Raw genomic sequence first — 15,564 nt, forward strand, 5'->3', positions numbered from 1 at the left:
TCTACTTGATTCGTTGTTGGCGAGCCTGGCGGGCCTGCTCTTTGAACGACTCTTCGACATCACCGAAGCGCTCGACGTATCGGTCGCCGATCTCGTCTCCGACGATGACCGCTGGCTGTCGTTGGTAACAGCGAGACAGCACCCCGTCCAACGCACAGCGCAACTCGCGTGTGGGACACATGTAGCCGACCGAACGGCCCACATCGCCGACCCGATATACATGTGTCCCACCGCTGGAACAGGAATGAAGCTCAGATCTAGCTGTGCCGGTACAGATAAATCGGCCAATGTGTTTGTCATATCAGAAGATTTGGAAACATCCGGAGACTGACCGAGATCGCAGTGGTCTGCAAGGGTGAGGATGGGATTGCGCGGGTGATACCAGCATGGAACGTTGACGGCAGGACTTGTTCCGGTGCGGCGCAGCTCGACGCGTTGATCGCACGGTGTGTGACATGATGCAGGCTCTGCTGCTACTAGCCGCCGCATTTCTCCTTGTGCCGCAGAGGCACTCGCGGATAGGGCGGGGTGGGGTATCTCCTCGGCGGTGGAACGGAAAACTGGTGGCGGCACCATGGGGTGGTCTGATGCTGATAGCCGTGTGGTTGTTGCCGTTGTCGGTGGTGCTGGCGGTGGGCATTGCTGGCGGCACGCTGTGTGTGCGGTGGCGCCGTCGTCGACGGTTGAGAGTCCAATCGGAGGAACTGATCGTCTTGGAGTCTTGTCTCGAGGTGATTGTCGGTGAGCTGAGGGCGGGCGCGCATCCTGTGCACGCGTTCGAGGTCACTGCAGCAGAGCTTGGCGGAACAACCGGGGAGGTGTTCGCCGCCATCGCCTCCCGCGCGCGCCTGGGGGTGACGCTCGATCCGGCCGTGCCGAGGTCGGGTCCATTGGCAGCGCAGTGGGGCCGGATCAGCCGTGGCTGGATGCTGGCTCAGCGTCACGGCCTCGCCGTCGCGGACCTGCTCGATGTGTGTAGAACGGATCTACAAGAACAGCAACGATTTACGGCACGGGTGAATGCTGGCCTCGCGGGGCCGCGTGCGACGGCAGCGGTACTTACCGGACTACCGGCAGCAGGAATCGGGCTCGGGCAGATGATCGGAGCCAAGCCGCTGAGCGTGCTCTGTGCGGGCGGACTGGGTGGCGTGCTACTCGTTGTCGGGGTGGCGTTGGCATCTGTCGGTCTGCTGTGGTCCGACGTAATCACCGCGAAGGCATTGCGGTGATTACGGCTCTGCTGCTGCTTGCCTCGGCAACCTTGAGCCTGCCGGGGGCGTTGCGGGCCCGTACGAGGCTGTCGTGTGGTGATGCACCTGTCACGGCGGATCGCGACACCACCGAAAAGGGTTTGTTAGGAATGGCGTTCAGCCTTGACATGCTGAGTGTGTGCCTTCGATCGGGGATGCCAGTGGCGACTGCGGCGTTGGTGGTGTCCTTCTGCGCGCCATCAGAATTGGCCCGTGTCCTGAACCGTGCGGGAGAGATGCTCGCCTTGGGTGCGTCACCGTCGGCGGCCTGGGCTGACGCAGGATCTGCGGATGATCTGGGATACGAGCAGCGGCAGGCGCTGGCCAGATTGGCACGGCGATCGGCCGACTCCGGTGCGGTGATGGCTGCGGGGTTTGCGTCGCTGGCCGTTCAGTGTCGTCGGGATGCGGTCGACTCGGCCGTGGCTACCGCCGAGCGCGCCGGTGTGCTCATCGGTGCGCCACTGGGGTTGTGCTTTCTGCCGTCATTCGTCTGCCTGGGCATCGTGCCTGTCGTCATGGGTTTGGCGAGGGATGTGTTCAGCAGCGGTGTGCTGTGATCCGCGGAAGGGCCGCGGGGTCGAGAGGGAGGGAAACCATTGATACACAACATATTGACGAAGCTACGTCGACGGCTGGTGGTGGTCGTCAAGTCCGAGGATGGCATGTCCACCGTGGAGTATGCGATCGGCACAATCGCGGCAGCGGCCTTCGGGGCGATCCTCTACACGGTGGTCACCGGGGACTCGATCGTCAGTGCGCTCACCAACATCATCGCTCGCGCACTCAACACCAGCGTCTAGGCGACGACACCGGAGCCGTCACCGTCGAGGCCGCCTTCGGCATAGCGGCCTTGGTGGCGGTACTCGTGTTGTGTTCCGCGGGAATCCAGGCGGTATCGATGCAGGTGCGCTGTGTGGACGCCGCGCGGGAGGCTGCGCGATTGGTGGCACGCGGAGATGACGCCGATGCGAGAACGGTCGTGCAGCGGCTCGCCCCGCGCGGTGCGGTGCTCGAGGTGCGGCGCGACGGCGACTATGCGGTGGCGCGGGTCGCCGCGACGAGCCGATTGCTGCCTGCCATCACGATTGCCGCCGAGTCGGTTTCGGCGATGGAACCCGAGGGCTGACAACGGCTCGGCGACCATTGTCGCGGTGGCAATGATGGCGGTGCTGTTGGCGTTGACGGCTGGGTGTGCCGCGGTGGGCGAGGCAGTGGTGGCGCGGCATCGGGCTCAGGCCGCCGCCGATCTGTCCGCGCTGGCCGGGGCGCAGCGGGCGCTCTACGGCACCGCTCCCGCCTGTGCGGAGGCGACCGTTGCCGCCCGGAGGATGGGCGCCGCAGTCACCAACTGCACGGTGGAAGACCTCGATGTTGTTGTTGCTGTGGCTGTTCCGGTGATGCTCGGCCGATTCGGTGTTGGCCAGGCCAGAGTGGCGGCTCGTGCGGGGCCGGTTGCCGAGGGAGGGTGACGCAATGACGACTTTCGTGGCTCCGTTCGCGTCGCACCGGGCCAACTGCGACCTCACGTACCGTACAAATCAAGCAGCTTTAGCGTGACGCCATTGGTCCAGCCGAAGCCATCTTGCAGCGGGTACTCCCCGCCTACTCCACCACCGGTATTACCGGTTGAGACCACCGCCGCATCGTGTATGTGTGCGAACCGAAGCGTTCGAAAGCCTATGTGTCGTCGGTGATGTTGCGTGGCGACGGCATGCGGCGTGCATTCGATGAGGCGGGCGGCGTCGCCAACGACGTCACACTGGCAAAGGAAGCCGCCACCAGCCTCCTTACTGGTGAGTAACGCCCTTCTGTCATCGTGGCTCATCATGATGCACTCGCGGCCGGTGTTCTGGCCGGCGCCAGGGCGACGGGAGTCGCAGTGCCCCAGCAACTGGCGGTCATGGGGTTCGACGACGGAATGCTGGCAGAAAGCCTCGGCATGACAACAATCCGGCTGTCCTTCGAAGAAGCCGGACGGCTCGGCGCTAGACTTCTGCAGTCCTTGATTAGCAACGCTGAGCAATCCCCCACCAGGACAGTGCTCATCCCGCAGCTGGTGATCCGCTCCACATCCTGAACGACACATTGCTGAGTATGTGGGTACGCACGCTCGTACGCATCAGAGCGCCGCAACCAGGACCAGTCCACCGCTCATCGCCACGAATGACGTGAACGTGGCGGCCTTGAAGCTGGCGGAGGATGTGATGTTCTCCTTGAACGCCATGGGGAGAAACAGGGTTGGATTCAGTAGCGCGCCAAAGACCACGACTGCGGCCAGCCAGCCGGGCATGCCCGGTACGGCCAGGCCCACCGCGATCAGGAGTATCCCCATCATGATGTAGTCCAGGTGGGCCTGCAGAAACCTGCGCCCGTTCGTCACGCCGATGCGCTTGAGTAGTTGCGGGGCAAGGAAGTTCGCGGCCACCGTCCACCCCATCATCGCGCCGAATGCCAGTTCGGCCAGTCCTATGCGCACCACGAGGTTCATGCGCCCACCATGTTTCTGCGGTACCACCGTCGGCCATGCCACCGTTGGTAGTGCCATGCCGCGGTGGGCAGTACGCCACGGGGATGCAGCCAGAAGCGATCAGGAATCTCGGCCGTGGGTACCTGACGCCCCGGGTCGATATCGCCGAGAAGGATGCCTTGACCCTGCTCGGGGCGTCGTTCGGCGATGATGTGCCCGGCGCTATCGGTGATAAGGGTGGATCCCTCGAAGTGGCCCCGGTACTCGAGGGGCAGCCAGGGCATGGCGCAGCGGAATTCTCCGACGTGCGCGGCGTGAACAACGGGTGCTCCAACATATTTGGCGAAGGTGCCCGCTGCGGTGCGGGCTGTCTCGTGGTTACGGCGTTCCATCGCCTCGAAGGTCGCGCGTGGGTGCCACGGCGGTACCGACCACCAGCCGGAGCCGGTCATGACCAGATCGACGCGTGAACGCATCCGTTGTGCCGTGCGGGTGCGCATCAATTCCCAACACACAGCCGCCCCGACCTCATAGGTCCCCGCGCGGAACACTCCGTCATCCTGACCGCCGATATAGAAGGAGTTCTCCCACATGGTCGGGAGGTCCTTGTCGTGACGTCCGACTACTCCGGTCGCATCCGCCGCGACGTAGGCATTGCGGACGTGCCCGTCCTTGTCTCGGCACAGGAACGAGCCGCCCACGAGCGCGTCGTAGCGACGGGCCAGTGAACACAGCAGTTCGGTGGCCTCACCCGAGAAGGGCAGCGCCGCATCCTTCAAGGACGGGTCGAAGGCGATCCCGCTGGTGAAGAACTCGGGCAACGCGATGATGCGCGCCCCGGACCGGCCTGCCTCGTCGGCGAGCGCAGCGCACCTGTCCAGGTTCGCGGCCACATCGCCGATGACTGCCTCGAGTTGGATCGCCGCTGCCAGCACCATAACCGAACGCTACTACAAAACCGAACGTTCCTACAAGAGTTTGTCGCGGATGAGGCCCCGCTCGATGATCTCGCGACCCAGTGCCAGCACGCGTTGCATTTCGGCGGGCTCGAGTCGCAGCCGGTCGGGACGTAAATTGAGCGACAGCACGCCGTTCCACGCACCCCACAGGAAGATGGATGTCCGGACGGGGTCGGGGCAGTGCAGCTCGCCTGCGGCATCGGCACGGCGGAGCACATCGGCGATGTCGCCGACGAGCGACTCGACCTTGTCGGCGATCCGGCGTTCGACCTCGTCGGCCATATCGCCGGGGGGAACATCCAAGGTGCGGAGGGCGATCATGCGGAAGTATCCCGGGTTCTGCAGATGGAAATCGCAGTAGGCATCACTGGCGGCGCGCAGCTCCTCCATGGGGGTGCGCCCATCGCCGAACGCCGCGGCCATTGCTTGCTCGTTGACCAACAGGGCCCGCTCGACGAGCGCAAGATATAGGCGTTCCTTGTTCTTGAAGTGGTGGTAGATCGAGCCGACCGCGAGGTCGGCGGTCTCGGCGATGGCATCCATCGTGACCGCATGGAACCCGCGCTCCACGAAGAGCCCTTCGGCCGCATCGAGGATGGCCGCGGTTGTTACAGCAGTGCGACGGTCTTGACGTCGAGCCTTGGTCTCAGACACCCACCGAGGTTACGGGCGCGCGATCACATGGCGGTAGCGTGACCGGATGGTCGTCACCCTGCACCCCAAGTCGGGTCTCAAGGCTCGGTTGCCGTTTCTGTTCGTCCTGCTCTTTGTTAAGCCGCTGCTGATCTTGTTCCCGATCTTCGACGCGGGTCTTCGGCAGCTGAAATGGCTGGACCGGGGCGCTCAGCGGGGGCCCGACGCACCCGGCATCGAGCGGACGCGGATCGTGCTGGCCGACAGACCGACGGATCTGATGGTGCCGGCCGGGACGCAGGCCGGCGACTCCGATACCGCCATCCTCTATCTGCACGGCGGTGCGTTCATCGCGTGCGGCCCGGCTACTCACCGCAAGATCACCGGTCTGTTGGCGCGCCAGCTTCAGATCCCCGTCTACGTGCTCGACTATCGGCAGCTGCCGGAGGTCGGCGTGGGCTCGTCGGTGGCGGATGCGGTGCAGGCCTACCGCGAGCTACTCCAGGACTACGCACGGGTGATTGTCGTCGGAGACTCGGCAGGCGGTTACCTGGGCGGCAAAGTCATCGAATATGCACACACCCACAGGCTGTCGAAACCCGTTGCTTATGTAGGGTATTCACCGCTGCTTGATCTGGATCTGGCCTCCAATCCGTCCAGTACCAGCCGCCACGACGCATACCTGCCCAAGGGTAAGCTGTCGAAGTTGGCACCCAAATTCGACAGGGGCCCAGTGGAATTCACTGGAGAACGGCGGGTGATATCGGTACCGGTCGAGGCATTCCCGCCAACGCTGCTCATCACCGCACAGGACGAGTTCCTGGAGCCTGACGCTCTGGAGCTCGCGGAGAAGCTTACTGGTGCAGGTGTGGTGGCCACGGTGCACAGCTACTCGTGGCAGCTGCACGCCTTCCCGGCCATCGCCGTCTCGCGCGATACGGCCGAGGCCGTCGTTCTCTCCGCCGACTTCATCCGCGAGGCGCTTTCGGTGTCCGAGCAGGAGCAGGCGACCGAACAGACTGGGTAAATACGGCCCGGGAAATATTCGGCACGCGTCTGCGTTGGATTGTGCCGGGCCAGCGGTGCTGGCCGCCGACCCGACGCGAGGAGCCTTCGGACCATGAGCCTGCTGTTCGAGCCGTACCGGCTGCGTGACATTACGATCCCCAACCGGATATGGATGTCGCCTATGTGCCAGTACTCGGCGGACCCTACCGGCCCGTTGACCGGTGTGCCGAACGACTGGCACCGCACTCATCTGATCAGCCGCGCGGTCGGCGGAGCCGGATTGGTGTTCACCGAGGCCACCGCCGTCAACGCGCAAGGGCGGCTCTCCCCGTATGACACCGGGCTGTGGAACGACACTCAGGAACAGGCCTGGGCGGCCATCGTGGAACGCGTCAAGGATTTTGGCGCCGTCCCGGCGGTGCAACTCGGACATGCCGGTCGCAAGGCGTCGACCGTCGCGCCGTGGGATGGGCACCGCTCATTGGACCCCTCGGACCCGTTGAGCTGGCAGGCAATTGGTCCCACCGACGCACCGTACGGCGACTTCGTGCCACCTGCGGCGGCCACCCCCGCCGATCTCACCGCGATCATCGAGGATTATGTGGAGGCCGCGCGGCGCGCGTTGCGGGCAGGTTTCCAGGCGCTTGAGGTGCACGCCGCGCATGGCTACATCCAGCATCAGTTCCTTTCTCCGGCAAGCAATTCCCGCACCGACGAGTACGGCGGCTCCTTTGCCGGCCGCGCCAAGCTCACCCTGGACACCGTCGCGGCGGTACGCACTGTCTGGCCCGAGCGCCTGCCACTGTTCGTCAGGGTGTCGGCGACCGACTGGGTGACCGAGGAGCCCGGGCTGGAGGTGGACAGCTGGACGCCCGATCAGACCGTCGAGCTCGCCAGACAGCTGCAGGAACGCGGCGTAGACCTCATCGATGTATCGACGGGTGGCAATGTGCCGCATGTCCGGATTCCGGCAGGACCCGGATATCAGGTGCGGTTCGCTCGGCGTATCCAGACCGAAACAAGGCTTCCCGCGGCGGCGGTCGGCATGATCACCGAGCCGCATCAGGCCGAATCGATCCTTGCCGCCGGTGATGCTTCCGCGGTGCTGTTGGGCCGCGAGCTGCTACGCGACCCGTACTGGCCACGGCGGGCGGCGCGTGAGCTGGGTGCCGAGCTGAGCCCCGCAGTGCCCAAGCAGTACGCGCGTGCCTTCTAGCCCGGCAGCCGGGACAGCACCAATCGCAGCACCTTGACGGCCGCGGCCTTGTCCAGCGGGGAATTCCCGTTGCCGCACTTGGGTGATTGCACACACGACGGACACCCCGCCTCGCACTCGCACGCCTGGATGGCGTCGGCGGTGGCACCCAGCCAGATCGCCAGCTGCTCGTATCCACGGGCAGCGAAACCCGCGCCGCCGGGGTGGCCGTCGTAGACGAACACCGTCGGTAGGCCGGTCTCGGGTTGCAGCGCGGTCGATACCCCACCGATATCGCCGCGATCGCAGCTGGCGACCAACGGGAGCAGACCGATCGCGGCGTGCTCAGCGGCATGGAAGGCACCGGGTGTGGCGAGTGTGTCGATATCGATGCCTGCCAAAGCCTCCGGGGTGACCGTGTACATCACCGCCTTGGTGCTCAATGTCGAGGACGGCATGTCGAGCTCGACGAAGTCGAGGATCTCGCCGGTTGCCAGCTTACGCAGATAGCCGATCACCTGGTGGGTGACATCCACCGGTACCAGCCCAATCTGTATATCGCCCAGGTGTACCCGTTCGCCCTCGCCCGTGATCGCGATATCAATGGTGGACCGGGCGAATGTCGTGTAATTGGGAGTAGCGTTGTGCACCAGGGCAATTCCGTCACTGAAATCGAGAGAATCGACCAGATACGTCTCGCCGGAATGCAGATAGACGGCTCCGGGATGCACCGAAGCCGGCGCTCGGCCAGTATCGACGGTTCCCAGTACTCGGCCGGTGTCGGCCTCCAGGATCGTGATCTGGCCGCCGATCGATCCACGGATATCCACGGCTGCATAGGGATTGAGTCCCGGGGCCGCGAAGTATCCGCCGGGCCGCTTGCGTAGAAGGCCGTCGTCGACGAGCTCGGAAACCACATCTGCTGCGTCCAAGGATCGTACGTCGTCCTCGGTCAACGGCAGTTCTGTTGCCGCGCACAGCAGATGAGGTCGCAGCACATGCGGATTGGTTGGATCGATCACCACCGCCTCGATCGGTTTGTCCAGCAGCGCGCCCGGATGGTGAACCAGGTAGGTGTCTAGTGGATCGTCACGAGCGACCAGCACCACCAACGAGCCCTGTCCCCGGCGGCCCGAGCGGCCGGCCTGCTGCCAGAATGAGGCCACGGTGCCCGGGAAACCCGCCACCACAACGGCATCCAATCCGGCGATGTCGACGCCCAGCTCCAGAGCGTTCGTCGTTGCCGCGCCGGTCAGCGCGCCCGTCGACAACGCTTGCTCCAATGCCCGGCGGTCCTCCGGCAGATATCCCGCCCGATATGCCGCCACCTGGGATACCAGGGCAGGATCGACCTCGGCAAGCTGATGGGCGGCCCCGAGCGCCGTCATCTCCGCTCCGCGCCGCGATCGGACGAATGTCAGCGTTCGCGCGCCTTCCTGGACCAGATCGGCCAGCAGTCGGGAGGCCTCGGTGCTGACCGGGCGCCGCACGGGTGCCCCGTTCTCGCCGGTGATCGGCAGCAAGGGTGGTTCCCACAGCGCGACCGTGCGCATCCCGTGCGGCGACCCATCGGTGATCACTTCTTCGACCGGCTGTCCGATGAGTGCTTGGGCTGCCGAACCGGGGTTCGAGGTCGTGGCGCTGGCGAATATCACCGTCGGATGCGAACCGTACCGTGCGCACAAGCGCAACAGCCGCTGCAGGACGAGAGCCACATTCGACCCGAAAACTCCTCGGTAGTAATGGCACTCATCCACGATGAGGTAGCGCAATCCGCGCAGGAACACCGACCACCGGGTGTGGTTATGCAGCAAGGACACATGCATCATGTCGGGATTGGTGAAGATCCACCGCGAGCTCTCGCGGGCGAACCGCCGTAACTCGTTGGAGCTGTCCCCGTCGTACGCGCAGGGCAGCACTCGCCCGAAACTTTCTATCTCCGTGATCAATTCGCGTACCGAGCGCAGCTGGTCATGGCCGAGCGCCTTGGTGGGCGCCAGATAGAGCGCGCGTGCCCGCGGCTCCTCGGCCAGGGCGGTCAGGACCGGCAGCTGGTAGGCGACGGACTTCCCGGATGCGGTTCCGGTGGCTACCACCACATGGCGTCCCGCGAACGCCAGGGAGGCGGCGGCGACCTGGTGCGACCACGGAACGGTCACCCCTTGGGCCGCAAACGCAGCGACTGCGTCGGGATGCGCCCACTCGGGCCAGGCCGCCACCTCGGCATTTCGCGCGGGGATATCACAAATATGCCGCACCGGGGTCTCGCCGCTGGGCGTACCGGCCACGATGAGATCCAGCAGTTCGCGACCGTACCCAACCGTCACCGCAAAACACCTCGTGACCTGCACACTTGTGCCAAAATGGCGCCGTGCTCGCTACCGCAGATGGCCATAACGCCAGGGTAAGGCAGGCCGAAAGAGGGTCGAAGTTTCGCCACTGTTCACCGAACTTCCCGGCAATTATCTGGCACACCGCTATCGCCAACGCCCCAAACATGCTCTACTTAAGGGGGTCGCAGCTTCTGTGTTCGTGTTTTGCACTCGCAGGATCGACGTTGTGATCGCGGTTACTGCGAGGATCATTCCACGGGGTATGGCGGTCGGAACGGGGCCCGACGTGCCGAACGGGTATGTCGAACCCAAGTAAAGAAAGATCAAAGAAATGCCACAGGGAACTGTGAAGTGGTTCAACGCGGAAAAAGGCTTCGGATTCATTGCGCCCGAGGACGGCTCCGCTGACGTCTTCGTCCATTACACCGAAATCTCGGGCAACGGATTCCGTACCCTTGAAGAGAACCAGAAGGTCGAGTTCGAGGTAGGCCAGAGCCCCAAGGGCCCGCAGGCTACCGGCGTCCGCGCCGTCTGACCCACATCCGTCGAAGGAACGCCCCCGGCCATGTGCCGGGGGCGTTTCTCGTTCCAAGAAACTCTCCGCGCGCGGGGAGAGCCCCCTAGCTTGCGGAGAAAGTACTGTCTGTGACTGTGAGCCAGCTGTCCTTCTTTTCCGCCGAGTCGGTGCCTCCGGAGGTCACCGATTTGGCGGGGCTGCTGGCCGGACCAGGCCAGGTCGTGGTCGGCGCGGGGGGAGCCCGGATTTCGGTGGTCGTGGATCAGCCGTGGCGTGCGCTGGCGCTGGCCGAGATGATCACCGAAACTGGTCTGCAGGCGGAACTGGGCCACACCGAGACGGGCGCGGAGAACCATCCGCTGGTGCGTACCGCCATGGATCCCGCAGTGTTGCCGGTTGCGCGCGAGTGGACCCGCGGCGCGGTGAAAACTGTGCCCGCGCAATGGTTACCGGGTGCACGTGAGCTGCGGGCATGGGTGCTCGCCGCAGGCTCGCCGGAGGCCGACAGGTACCTCCTGGGACTGGACCCACATGCCCCCGATACGCATTCGTCGCTGGCGGCAGCGCTGATGCGGGTGGGCATCGCTCCGACCTTGATCGGAACACGCGGTGCCAATCCCGCGTTGCGGATAAGTGGAAGACGCAGACTGGGGCGGCTACTGGAAAACATCGGAGAACCACCCGGCGACACCGACGCATTCCGCGTCTGGCCGAGGGTCTAACCGGGTTCTAGCAGCGGTTTAGTGAGGACTCGGACACGCTTTTGGCCACCCTGACATCGGGAATACCGACGCCTATATGGAAGGCTAGGTTTGCGCAATTGGCGCGGGGGTGTCATCTTGTGACCACGGTGGACCGCCCTCTACACCGTACATATGCGGCTTGATGCGCAGGTAAGGAGACGAAGCAGGTGCGACGGCTCGTCATCGTCGAATCACCGACGAAGGCCCGCAAGATCGCTGGCTACCTCGGCGACGGATACGTCGTCGAGTCGTCGCGTGGCCACATTCGGGACTTGCCCCGTGCCGCTGCCGATGTTCCGGCCAAGTACAAGTCCGAACCCTGGGCACGTCTTGGAGTGAACGTCGATCAAGACTTCGAGCCGCTCTACATCGTCAGCCCCGATAAGAAGGGCACCGTCACCGAACTCAAGGGCCTTTTGAAGGACGTTGACGAGCTCTATCTCGCGACGGACGGTGACCGCGAGGGTGAGGCCATCGCCTGGCACCTGCTGGAGACTCTCAAGCCCAAGGTGCCCGTGCGGCGCATGGTCTTCCACGAGATCACCGAGCAGGCCATCCTTGCGGCCGCCCAGGACCCTCGTGACCTCGACAACAACCTCGTCGATGCGCAGGAGACCCGCCGCATCCTGGACCGGCTCTACGGCTACGAGGTCAGCCCCGTGCTGTGGAAGAAGGTCGGCCGGAATCTGTCTGCCGGTCGTGTGCAGTCGGTGGCTACCAGGATCATTGTCCAGCGTGAACGCGATCGCATGGCGTTCCGCAGCGCCGGGTATTGGGACCTGGGCGCCGAGCTGGACGCCGGTAGTGAGGCCAAGCCCCCACGTTTCAATGCCCGTCTGCTGAGCGTTGACGCGCTGCGGGTGGCCTCCGGCCGCGACTTCGACTCCCTGGGCCAGGTCAAGAAGGCCGACGATGTGTTGGTCCTCGACGAAGTGCGGGCCAACGCCCTCGTCGCCGGGCTGTCTCACGCCACCCTGACGGTCGCCTCCGCCGAGGAGAAGCCGTACACCCGCAAGCCCTACCCGCCGTTCATGACCTCGACGCTGCAGCAGGAAGCCGGGCGCAAGCTGAGGTTCTCCTCCGAGCGCACCATGAGCATCGCGCAGCGGCTGTACGAAAACGGCTACATCACCTATATGCGTACCGACTCCACGACGCTGTCGGAATCGGCATTGACTGCCGCACGCAGCCAGGCCGCGGAGTTGTACGGAAGCGAATACGTGCATCCCTCGCCACGGCAGTACACCCGCAAGGTGAAAAATGCGCAGGAAGCGCATGAGGCTATTCGTCCGGCAGGTGAGACATTCAAAACTCCGGGCCAATTGCATTCATTGGTCGACAATGACGAATTCCGTCTCTACGAGCTGATCTGGCAGCGCACGGTGGCTTCGCAGATGGCCGACGCCCGTGGCACCACGCTGAGCCTGCGCCTGGCGGGTACCGCCACCTCCGGCGAGCAGGTGGTGTTCACCGCCAGCGGTCGCACCATCACGTTCCCCGGCTTCTTGTCCGCGTACGTCGAGACCGTGGATGAACTGGCCGGTGGCGAGGCCGATGATGAGGAACGTCGCCTGCCGCAGCTCAAACAGGGCCAGACCGTCACGGTCACCGAACTGTCCGCGGATGGCCATACCACCAATCCGCCCGCCCGCTACACCGAGGCCTCGCTCATCAAGGCATTGGAAGAGTTGGGAATTGGGCGTCCGTCGACCTACTCGTCGATCATCCGGACCATCCAGGACCGCGGCTACGTGCACAAGCGCGGCAGCGCGCTGGTGCCCTCGTGGACCGCCTTTGCGGTGATCGGGTTGCTCGAGCAGCACTTCGGCCGGCTCGTCGACTACGACTTCACCGCCGCCATGGAGGACGACCTCGACGAGATAGCGTCCGGTAACGAACGGCGCACAAACTGGTTGAACGCCTTCTACTTTGGTGGCGAGCACGGCGCCGAGGGCTCGGTGGCCCGCGCCGGTGGTCTCAAGCGCCTGGTGGGTGTGAACCTGGAGGAGATCGACGCCCGCGAGGTCAACTCGATCAAACTGTTCGACGACGACCAGGGCCGCCCCATCTATGTGCGGGTCGGAAAGAACGGGCCGTACCTGGAGCGGATGATCACCGATCCGGAGGGCGAAGCCGGGGCTCTCATCCCTCAGCGTGCCAACGTCAAGGACGGCGTCACTCCCGATGAGCTGACGGTCGAGATGGCCGAACAGCTGTTCGCGATCCCGCAGGAGGGCCGGACGCTGGGTGTTGACCCGGAGACCGGACACGAAATCGTCGCTAAGGATGGACGTTTCGGCCCCTACGTGACCGAGGTGCTGCCGGCACCACCGGAGCAGCTCGACGCCGTCGAAGCGGATGCGAAGCCCAAGCGGGGAGCCAAGAAGGTGGAAGGCCCGAAGCCGCGCACCGGCTCGCTGCTGAAGTCCATGACGTTGGAGACCGTGACCCTGGAGGATGCACTTAAGCTGCTGTCCTTGCCGCGTGTAGTCGGCGTCGATCCCGCCAACAGCGAGGAGATCACCGCGCAGAACGGGCGCTACGGCCCGTACCTCAAGCGCGGCACGGACTCTCGATCGCTTGCCTCCGAGGATCAGATGTTCACCATCACCCTCGACGAGGCATTGAAGATCTACTCCGAACCCAAACGCCGTGGTGGACAGGCGGCCTCGGCGGCCCCGTTGCGTGAGCTCGGTGCGGATTCGACGACCGGCAGTCCGATGGTGATCAAGGACGGGCGCTTCGGTCCCTACGTCACCGACGGTGAGACCAACGCCAGCTTGCGTAAGGGCGATGACGTGCTGTCGATCACCGACGAGCGGGCTTCGGAGTTGCTTGCCGATCGTCGCGCGCGTGGTCCGGTGAAGCGGGCCAAGAAGGCACCGGCGAAGGCAGCCAAGAAGGCCCCCGCGAAGAAGGCTGCCAAGAAGGCGACTTAGCCGCGACGCGGCCGCGCGACCTGCGTTGACACATTGCGTCCGCGCAGTTCGACGGTCTCGCCGACGTTCCAGCGCAGTGCTTCCTCGTCGCGAGCCTCCATCACCGCGGAGGCTGATGCCAACACGTTTCCGGGTTCGTTCTTGGCCAGCTCGGTAAGCCGGGCCGCCTCGTTTACGGGGTCGCCGATGACGGTGTACTCAAAGCGCGCCTGCGCCCCGATATGGCCGGCGATGGCGCGTCCGGCAGAGACGCCGATGCCGAAATCGTTGGAGCCCAATACATTGGTGAGCTCGTCGGCCAGCTCACGGGCGGCCGCCAACGCGGCCGCAGCGCCGTCGGGATGATCGATGGGCGCACCGAAGATGGCCAGCGCCGCGTCGCCCTGGAACTTGTTGACGAATCCGCCGTGCTTATTGACGGTGTCGACGATCACCCGGAAGAACTCGTTGAGGACCCGTACGACCACTGCGGGGCCGCGCGTGGAAGCCAACTGAGTGGAGCCCACCAGGTCCACGAAAAGCACTGCCACACTGCGTTCCTGACCGCCAAGCTCGGTGCCGTATTCGAGCGCCCGGCGTGCGACGTCCTCGCCGACGTAGCGGCCGAAGAGGTCACGGAGGCGTTGCCGTTCGCCGAGATCGCGCACCATGTCGTTGAACCCGGCCTGCAGCAGTCCCAGCTCGCTGGCGTCGTAGATCGGTACGTGGGCGTTGTAGTTGCCGCGCTGCACTTCGCTGAGTGCCCAACGTAATTGGCGCAGCGGGTCGGCGATCGAGGTGGCCACCAGCAGGGTGCCCATCAGTCCGATCGCCAGCGCGATGATCGCCAGGATCAGGATGGAGCCGGTGAGGTTGTCGGCATTGGACTTCAGGTAGCCCGCGCGCTGCCCCACGACGGTGAGCACGATTGCCAGGATCGGCACGCCGGTACTCAGTGCCCAGGTGAGGACCTGGCGGACGATAACGCCTGGGGCAGTGACATTTTCCGGCACACCACGGCGCAACGCCTGAATCGCCACGGGGCGCAGTACACGCTCGGACTGCAAGTATCCGATGATGCTGGTCGTGGTGGCCCCGAGCACTGTCGCGAATGCGGCGACCAGCACCGAGCTATGGGTAGATGACCAGGTGACGGCGACAAATATTGCGCCACCCACAAGCCACGTCGCCACGCTGATGACGGTGCGGTAGAAGGGCATCTGCAGGGCGCGGACGCGGACATCCTCGGACCCCTCGGACTCGAAGTCCGGGGAACTGTACTGCCAGCGCAGCACGGGCAGGAGGAGGTAGGTGCTCACGATGGCGCCGGCAACAAAGAGGATGAACAGTGAGACACCGAGGATGATGAGCCGCTGCGTGCCGAGCTCGGTCAGTTCCACCCGGTCACTCGGTGGGAGACCGAACCGCAGGAAGCCCAACACGAACAGTGCGCCGACCAGGTTGGACTGGGCGATACCCATGATGAAGAGGGGCCAAGGCGTGCGCATGACCCATCGCGAATACCGGGCTGCGCGTGC

17 protein-coding genes and 1 pseudogene are annotated in these 15,564 nt (G+C 64.7%); 11 read left to right on the plus strand and 7 right to left on the minus strand.

The window, feature by feature from the left end; genetic code table 11:
• Position 1: 1 nt before the first annotated feature.
• Positions 2-181 carry a hypothetical protein gene (locus B4383_RS18855; protein WP_139360882.1) on the minus strand — a complete coding sequence of 60 codons (180 nt, stop codon included), beginning with the start codon at positions 179-181 and terminating at the stop codon, positions 2-4.
• Between the two features lie 274 nt (positions 182-455).
• On the opposite strand from B4383_RS18855, the gene B4383_RS18860 reads away from it, so the two are divergent.
• The 5 genes from B4383_RS18860 to B4383_RS18880 are packed head-to-tail and all read left to right on the plus strand — an operon-like array spanning position 456 to position 2,722.
• Positions 456-1,229: a type II secretion system F family protein gene (locus tag B4383_RS18860; protein ID WP_078292518.1), complete on the plus strand. Its 774-nt coding sequence runs from the start codon at positions 456-458 to the stop codon at positions 1,227-1,229.
• Positions 1,226-1,810 (plus strand): type II secretion system F family protein, encoded by a 585-nt coding sequence (locus B4383_RS18865; RefSeq protein WP_078292520.1) that lies wholly within the window; start codon positions 1,226-1,228, stop codon positions 1,808-1,810. The genes B4383_RS18860 and B4383_RS18865 overlap by 4 nt, the downstream gene beginning before the upstream one ends.
• 51 nt (positions 1,811-1,861) lie before the next feature.
• Complete coding sequence (locus B4383_RS18870; RefSeq protein ID WP_078292633.1) at positions 1,862-2,053, plus strand: DUF4244 domain-containing protein; 192 nt, start codon at positions 1,862-1,864, stop codon at positions 2,051-2,053.
• Between the two features lie 41 nt (positions 2,054-2,094).
• On the plus strand, positions 2,095-2,379 hold the full coding sequence (locus B4383_RS18875; RefSeq protein ID WP_217697250.1) for a TadE family type IV pilus minor pilin: 285 nt from the start codon (positions 2,095-2,097) through the stop codon (positions 2,377-2,379).
• Positions 2,288-2,722 (plus strand): Rv3654c family TadE-like protein, encoded by a 435-nt coding sequence (locus B4383_RS18880; protein ID WP_078292523.1) that lies wholly within the window; start codon positions 2,288-2,290, stop codon positions 2,720-2,722. The genes B4383_RS18875 and B4383_RS18880 overlap by 92 nt, the downstream gene beginning before the upstream one ends.
• Before the next feature lie 65 nt (positions 2,723-2,787).
• On the opposite strand, the pseudogene B4383_RS26385 reads toward B4383_RS18880, so the two are convergent.
• Positions 2,788-2,886, minus strand: a pseudogene (locus tag B4383_RS26385) (trehalase family glycosidase); the annotation flags it as partial.
• A gap of 180 nt (positions 2,887-3,066) precedes the next feature.
• Here B4383_RS26385 and B4383_RS18885 point away from each other — a divergent pair.
• Entirely contained in the window at positions 3,067-3,330 is a 264-nt protein-coding gene (locus tag B4383_RS18885) for a substrate-binding domain-containing protein (RefSeq protein WP_078292525.1), read from the plus strand.
• A gap of 42 nt (positions 3,331-3,372) precedes the next feature.
• On the opposite strand, the gene B4383_RS18890 is transcribed toward B4383_RS18885, so the two are convergent.
• Genes B4383_RS18890 through B4383_RS18900 form a run of 3 tightly spaced genes read right to left on the minus strand, consistent with a single transcriptional unit; the run spans position 3,373 to position 5,333 of the window.
• Positions 3,373-3,741, minus strand: a complete 369-nt coding sequence (locus tag B4383_RS18890; RefSeq protein ID WP_078292527.1) for a hypothetical protein — start codon at positions 3,739-3,741, stop codon at positions 3,373-3,375.
• Positions 3,738-4,658 (minus strand): carbon-nitrogen hydrolase family protein, encoded by a 921-nt coding sequence (locus B4383_RS18895; protein WP_078292528.1) that lies wholly within the window; start codon positions 4,656-4,658, stop codon positions 3,738-3,740. Before B4383_RS18895 ends, B4383_RS18890 begins: the two co-directional genes overlap by 4 nt.
• 30 nt (positions 4,659-4,688) lie before the next feature.
• Positions 4,689-5,333, minus strand: a complete 645-nt coding sequence (locus B4383_RS18900; protein ID WP_078292530.1) for a TetR/AcrR family transcriptional regulator — start codon at positions 5,331-5,333, stop codon at positions 4,689-4,691.
• Positions 5,334-5,379: 46 nt separating this feature from the next.
• Here B4383_RS18900 and B4383_RS18905 point away from each other — a divergent pair, with 46 nt between their 5' ends.
• On the plus strand, positions 5,380-6,339 hold the full coding sequence (locus B4383_RS18905) for an alpha/beta hydrolase (RefSeq protein ID WP_078292532.1): 960 nt from the start codon (positions 5,380-5,382) through the stop codon (positions 6,337-6,339).
• Between the two features lie 93 nt (positions 6,340-6,432).
• Positions 6,433-7,536, plus strand: coding sequence for an NADH:flavin oxidoreductase/NADH oxidase (locus B4383_RS18910; protein ID WP_078292534.1), 1,104 nt, complete (start codon positions 6,433-6,435; stop codon positions 7,534-7,536).
• On the opposite strand, the gene B4383_RS18915 is transcribed toward B4383_RS18910, so the two are convergent.
• A complete protein-coding gene (locus tag B4383_RS18915) occupies positions 7,533-9,842 on the minus strand; it encodes a DEAD/DEAH box helicase (protein ID WP_139360884.1) in 2,310 nt (769 codons plus the stop codon). The genes B4383_RS18910 and B4383_RS18915 overlap by 4 nt on opposite strands.
• 337 nt (positions 9,843-10,179) lie before the next feature.
• On the opposite strand from B4383_RS18915, the gene B4383_RS18920 reads away from it, so the two are divergent.
• From B4383_RS18920 to topA, 3 genes are all read left to right on the plus strand, one after another.
• On the plus strand, positions 10,180-10,383 hold the full coding sequence (locus B4383_RS18920) for a cold-shock protein (protein ID WP_078292536.1): 204 nt from the start codon (positions 10,180-10,182) through the stop codon (positions 10,381-10,383).
• A 116-nt stretch (positions 10,384-10,499) separates the two neighbouring features.
• Positions 10,500-11,087, plus strand: a complete 588-nt coding sequence (locus B4383_RS18925) for a hypothetical protein (protein WP_078292537.1) — start codon at positions 10,500-10,502, stop codon at positions 11,085-11,087.
• Between the two features lie 188 nt (positions 11,088-11,275).
• Entirely contained in the window at positions 11,276-14,047 is a 2,772-nt protein-coding gene (gene topA / locus B4383_RS18930; RefSeq protein ID WP_078292538.1) for a type I DNA topoisomerase, read from the plus strand.
• On the opposite strand, the gene B4383_RS18935 is transcribed toward topA, so the two are convergent.
• Entirely contained in the window at positions 14,044-15,534 is a 1,491-nt protein-coding gene (locus B4383_RS18935) for an adenylate/guanylate cyclase domain-containing protein (protein WP_078292539.1), read from the minus strand. The two genes, topA and B4383_RS18935, sit on opposite strands and share 4 nt — an antisense overlap.
• Positions 15,535-15,564: the final 30 nt, after the last annotated feature.

The sequence above is a fragment of the Mycobacterium sp. D16R24 genome, assembly GCF_002013385.1.
In the GTDB taxonomy this organism is placed as follows: domain Bacteria; phylum Actinomycetota; class Actinomycetes; order Mycobacteriales; family Mycobacteriaceae; genus Mycobacterium.

Bases quoted from the DNA above. Each gene is read 5' to 3' on its own strand.
- B4383_RS18935 (WP_078292539.1), bottom strand. From the start codon at position 15,534: ATGCGCACGCCTTGGCCCCTCTTCATCATGGGTATCGCCCAGTCCAAC.
- B4383_RS18880 (WP_078292523.1), top strand. From the start codon at position 2,288: ATGCGGTGGCGCGGGTCGCCGCGACGAGCCGATTGCTGCCTGCCATCA.
- B4383_RS18910 (WP_078292534.1), top strand. From the start codon at position 6,433: ATGAGCCTGCTGTTCGAGCCGTACCGGCTGCGTGACATTACGATCCCC.
- B4383_RS18905 (WP_078292532.1), top strand. From the start codon at position 5,380: ATGGTCGTCACCCTGCACCCCAAGTCGGGTCTCAAGGCTCGGTTGCCG.
- B4383_RS18895 (WP_078292528.1), bottom strand. From the start codon at position 4,658: ATGGTGCTGGCAGCGGCGATCCAACTCGAGGCAGTCATCGGCGATGTG.
- B4383_RS18890 (WP_078292527.1), bottom strand. From the start codon at position 3,741: ATGAACCTCGTGGTGCGCATAGGACTGGCCGAACTGGCATTCGGCGCG.
- B4383_RS18860 (WP_078292518.1), top strand. From the start codon at position 456: ATGATGCAGGCTCTGCTGCTACTAGCCGCCGCATTTCTCCTTGTGCCG.
- B4383_RS18855 (WP_139360882.1), bottom strand. From the start codon at position 181: ATGTGTCCCACACGCGAGTTGCGCTGTGCGTTGGACGGGGTGCTGTCT.
- B4383_RS18920 (WP_078292536.1), top strand. From the start codon at position 10,180: ATGCCACAGGGAACTGTGAAGTGGTTCAACGCGGAAAAAGGCTTCGGA.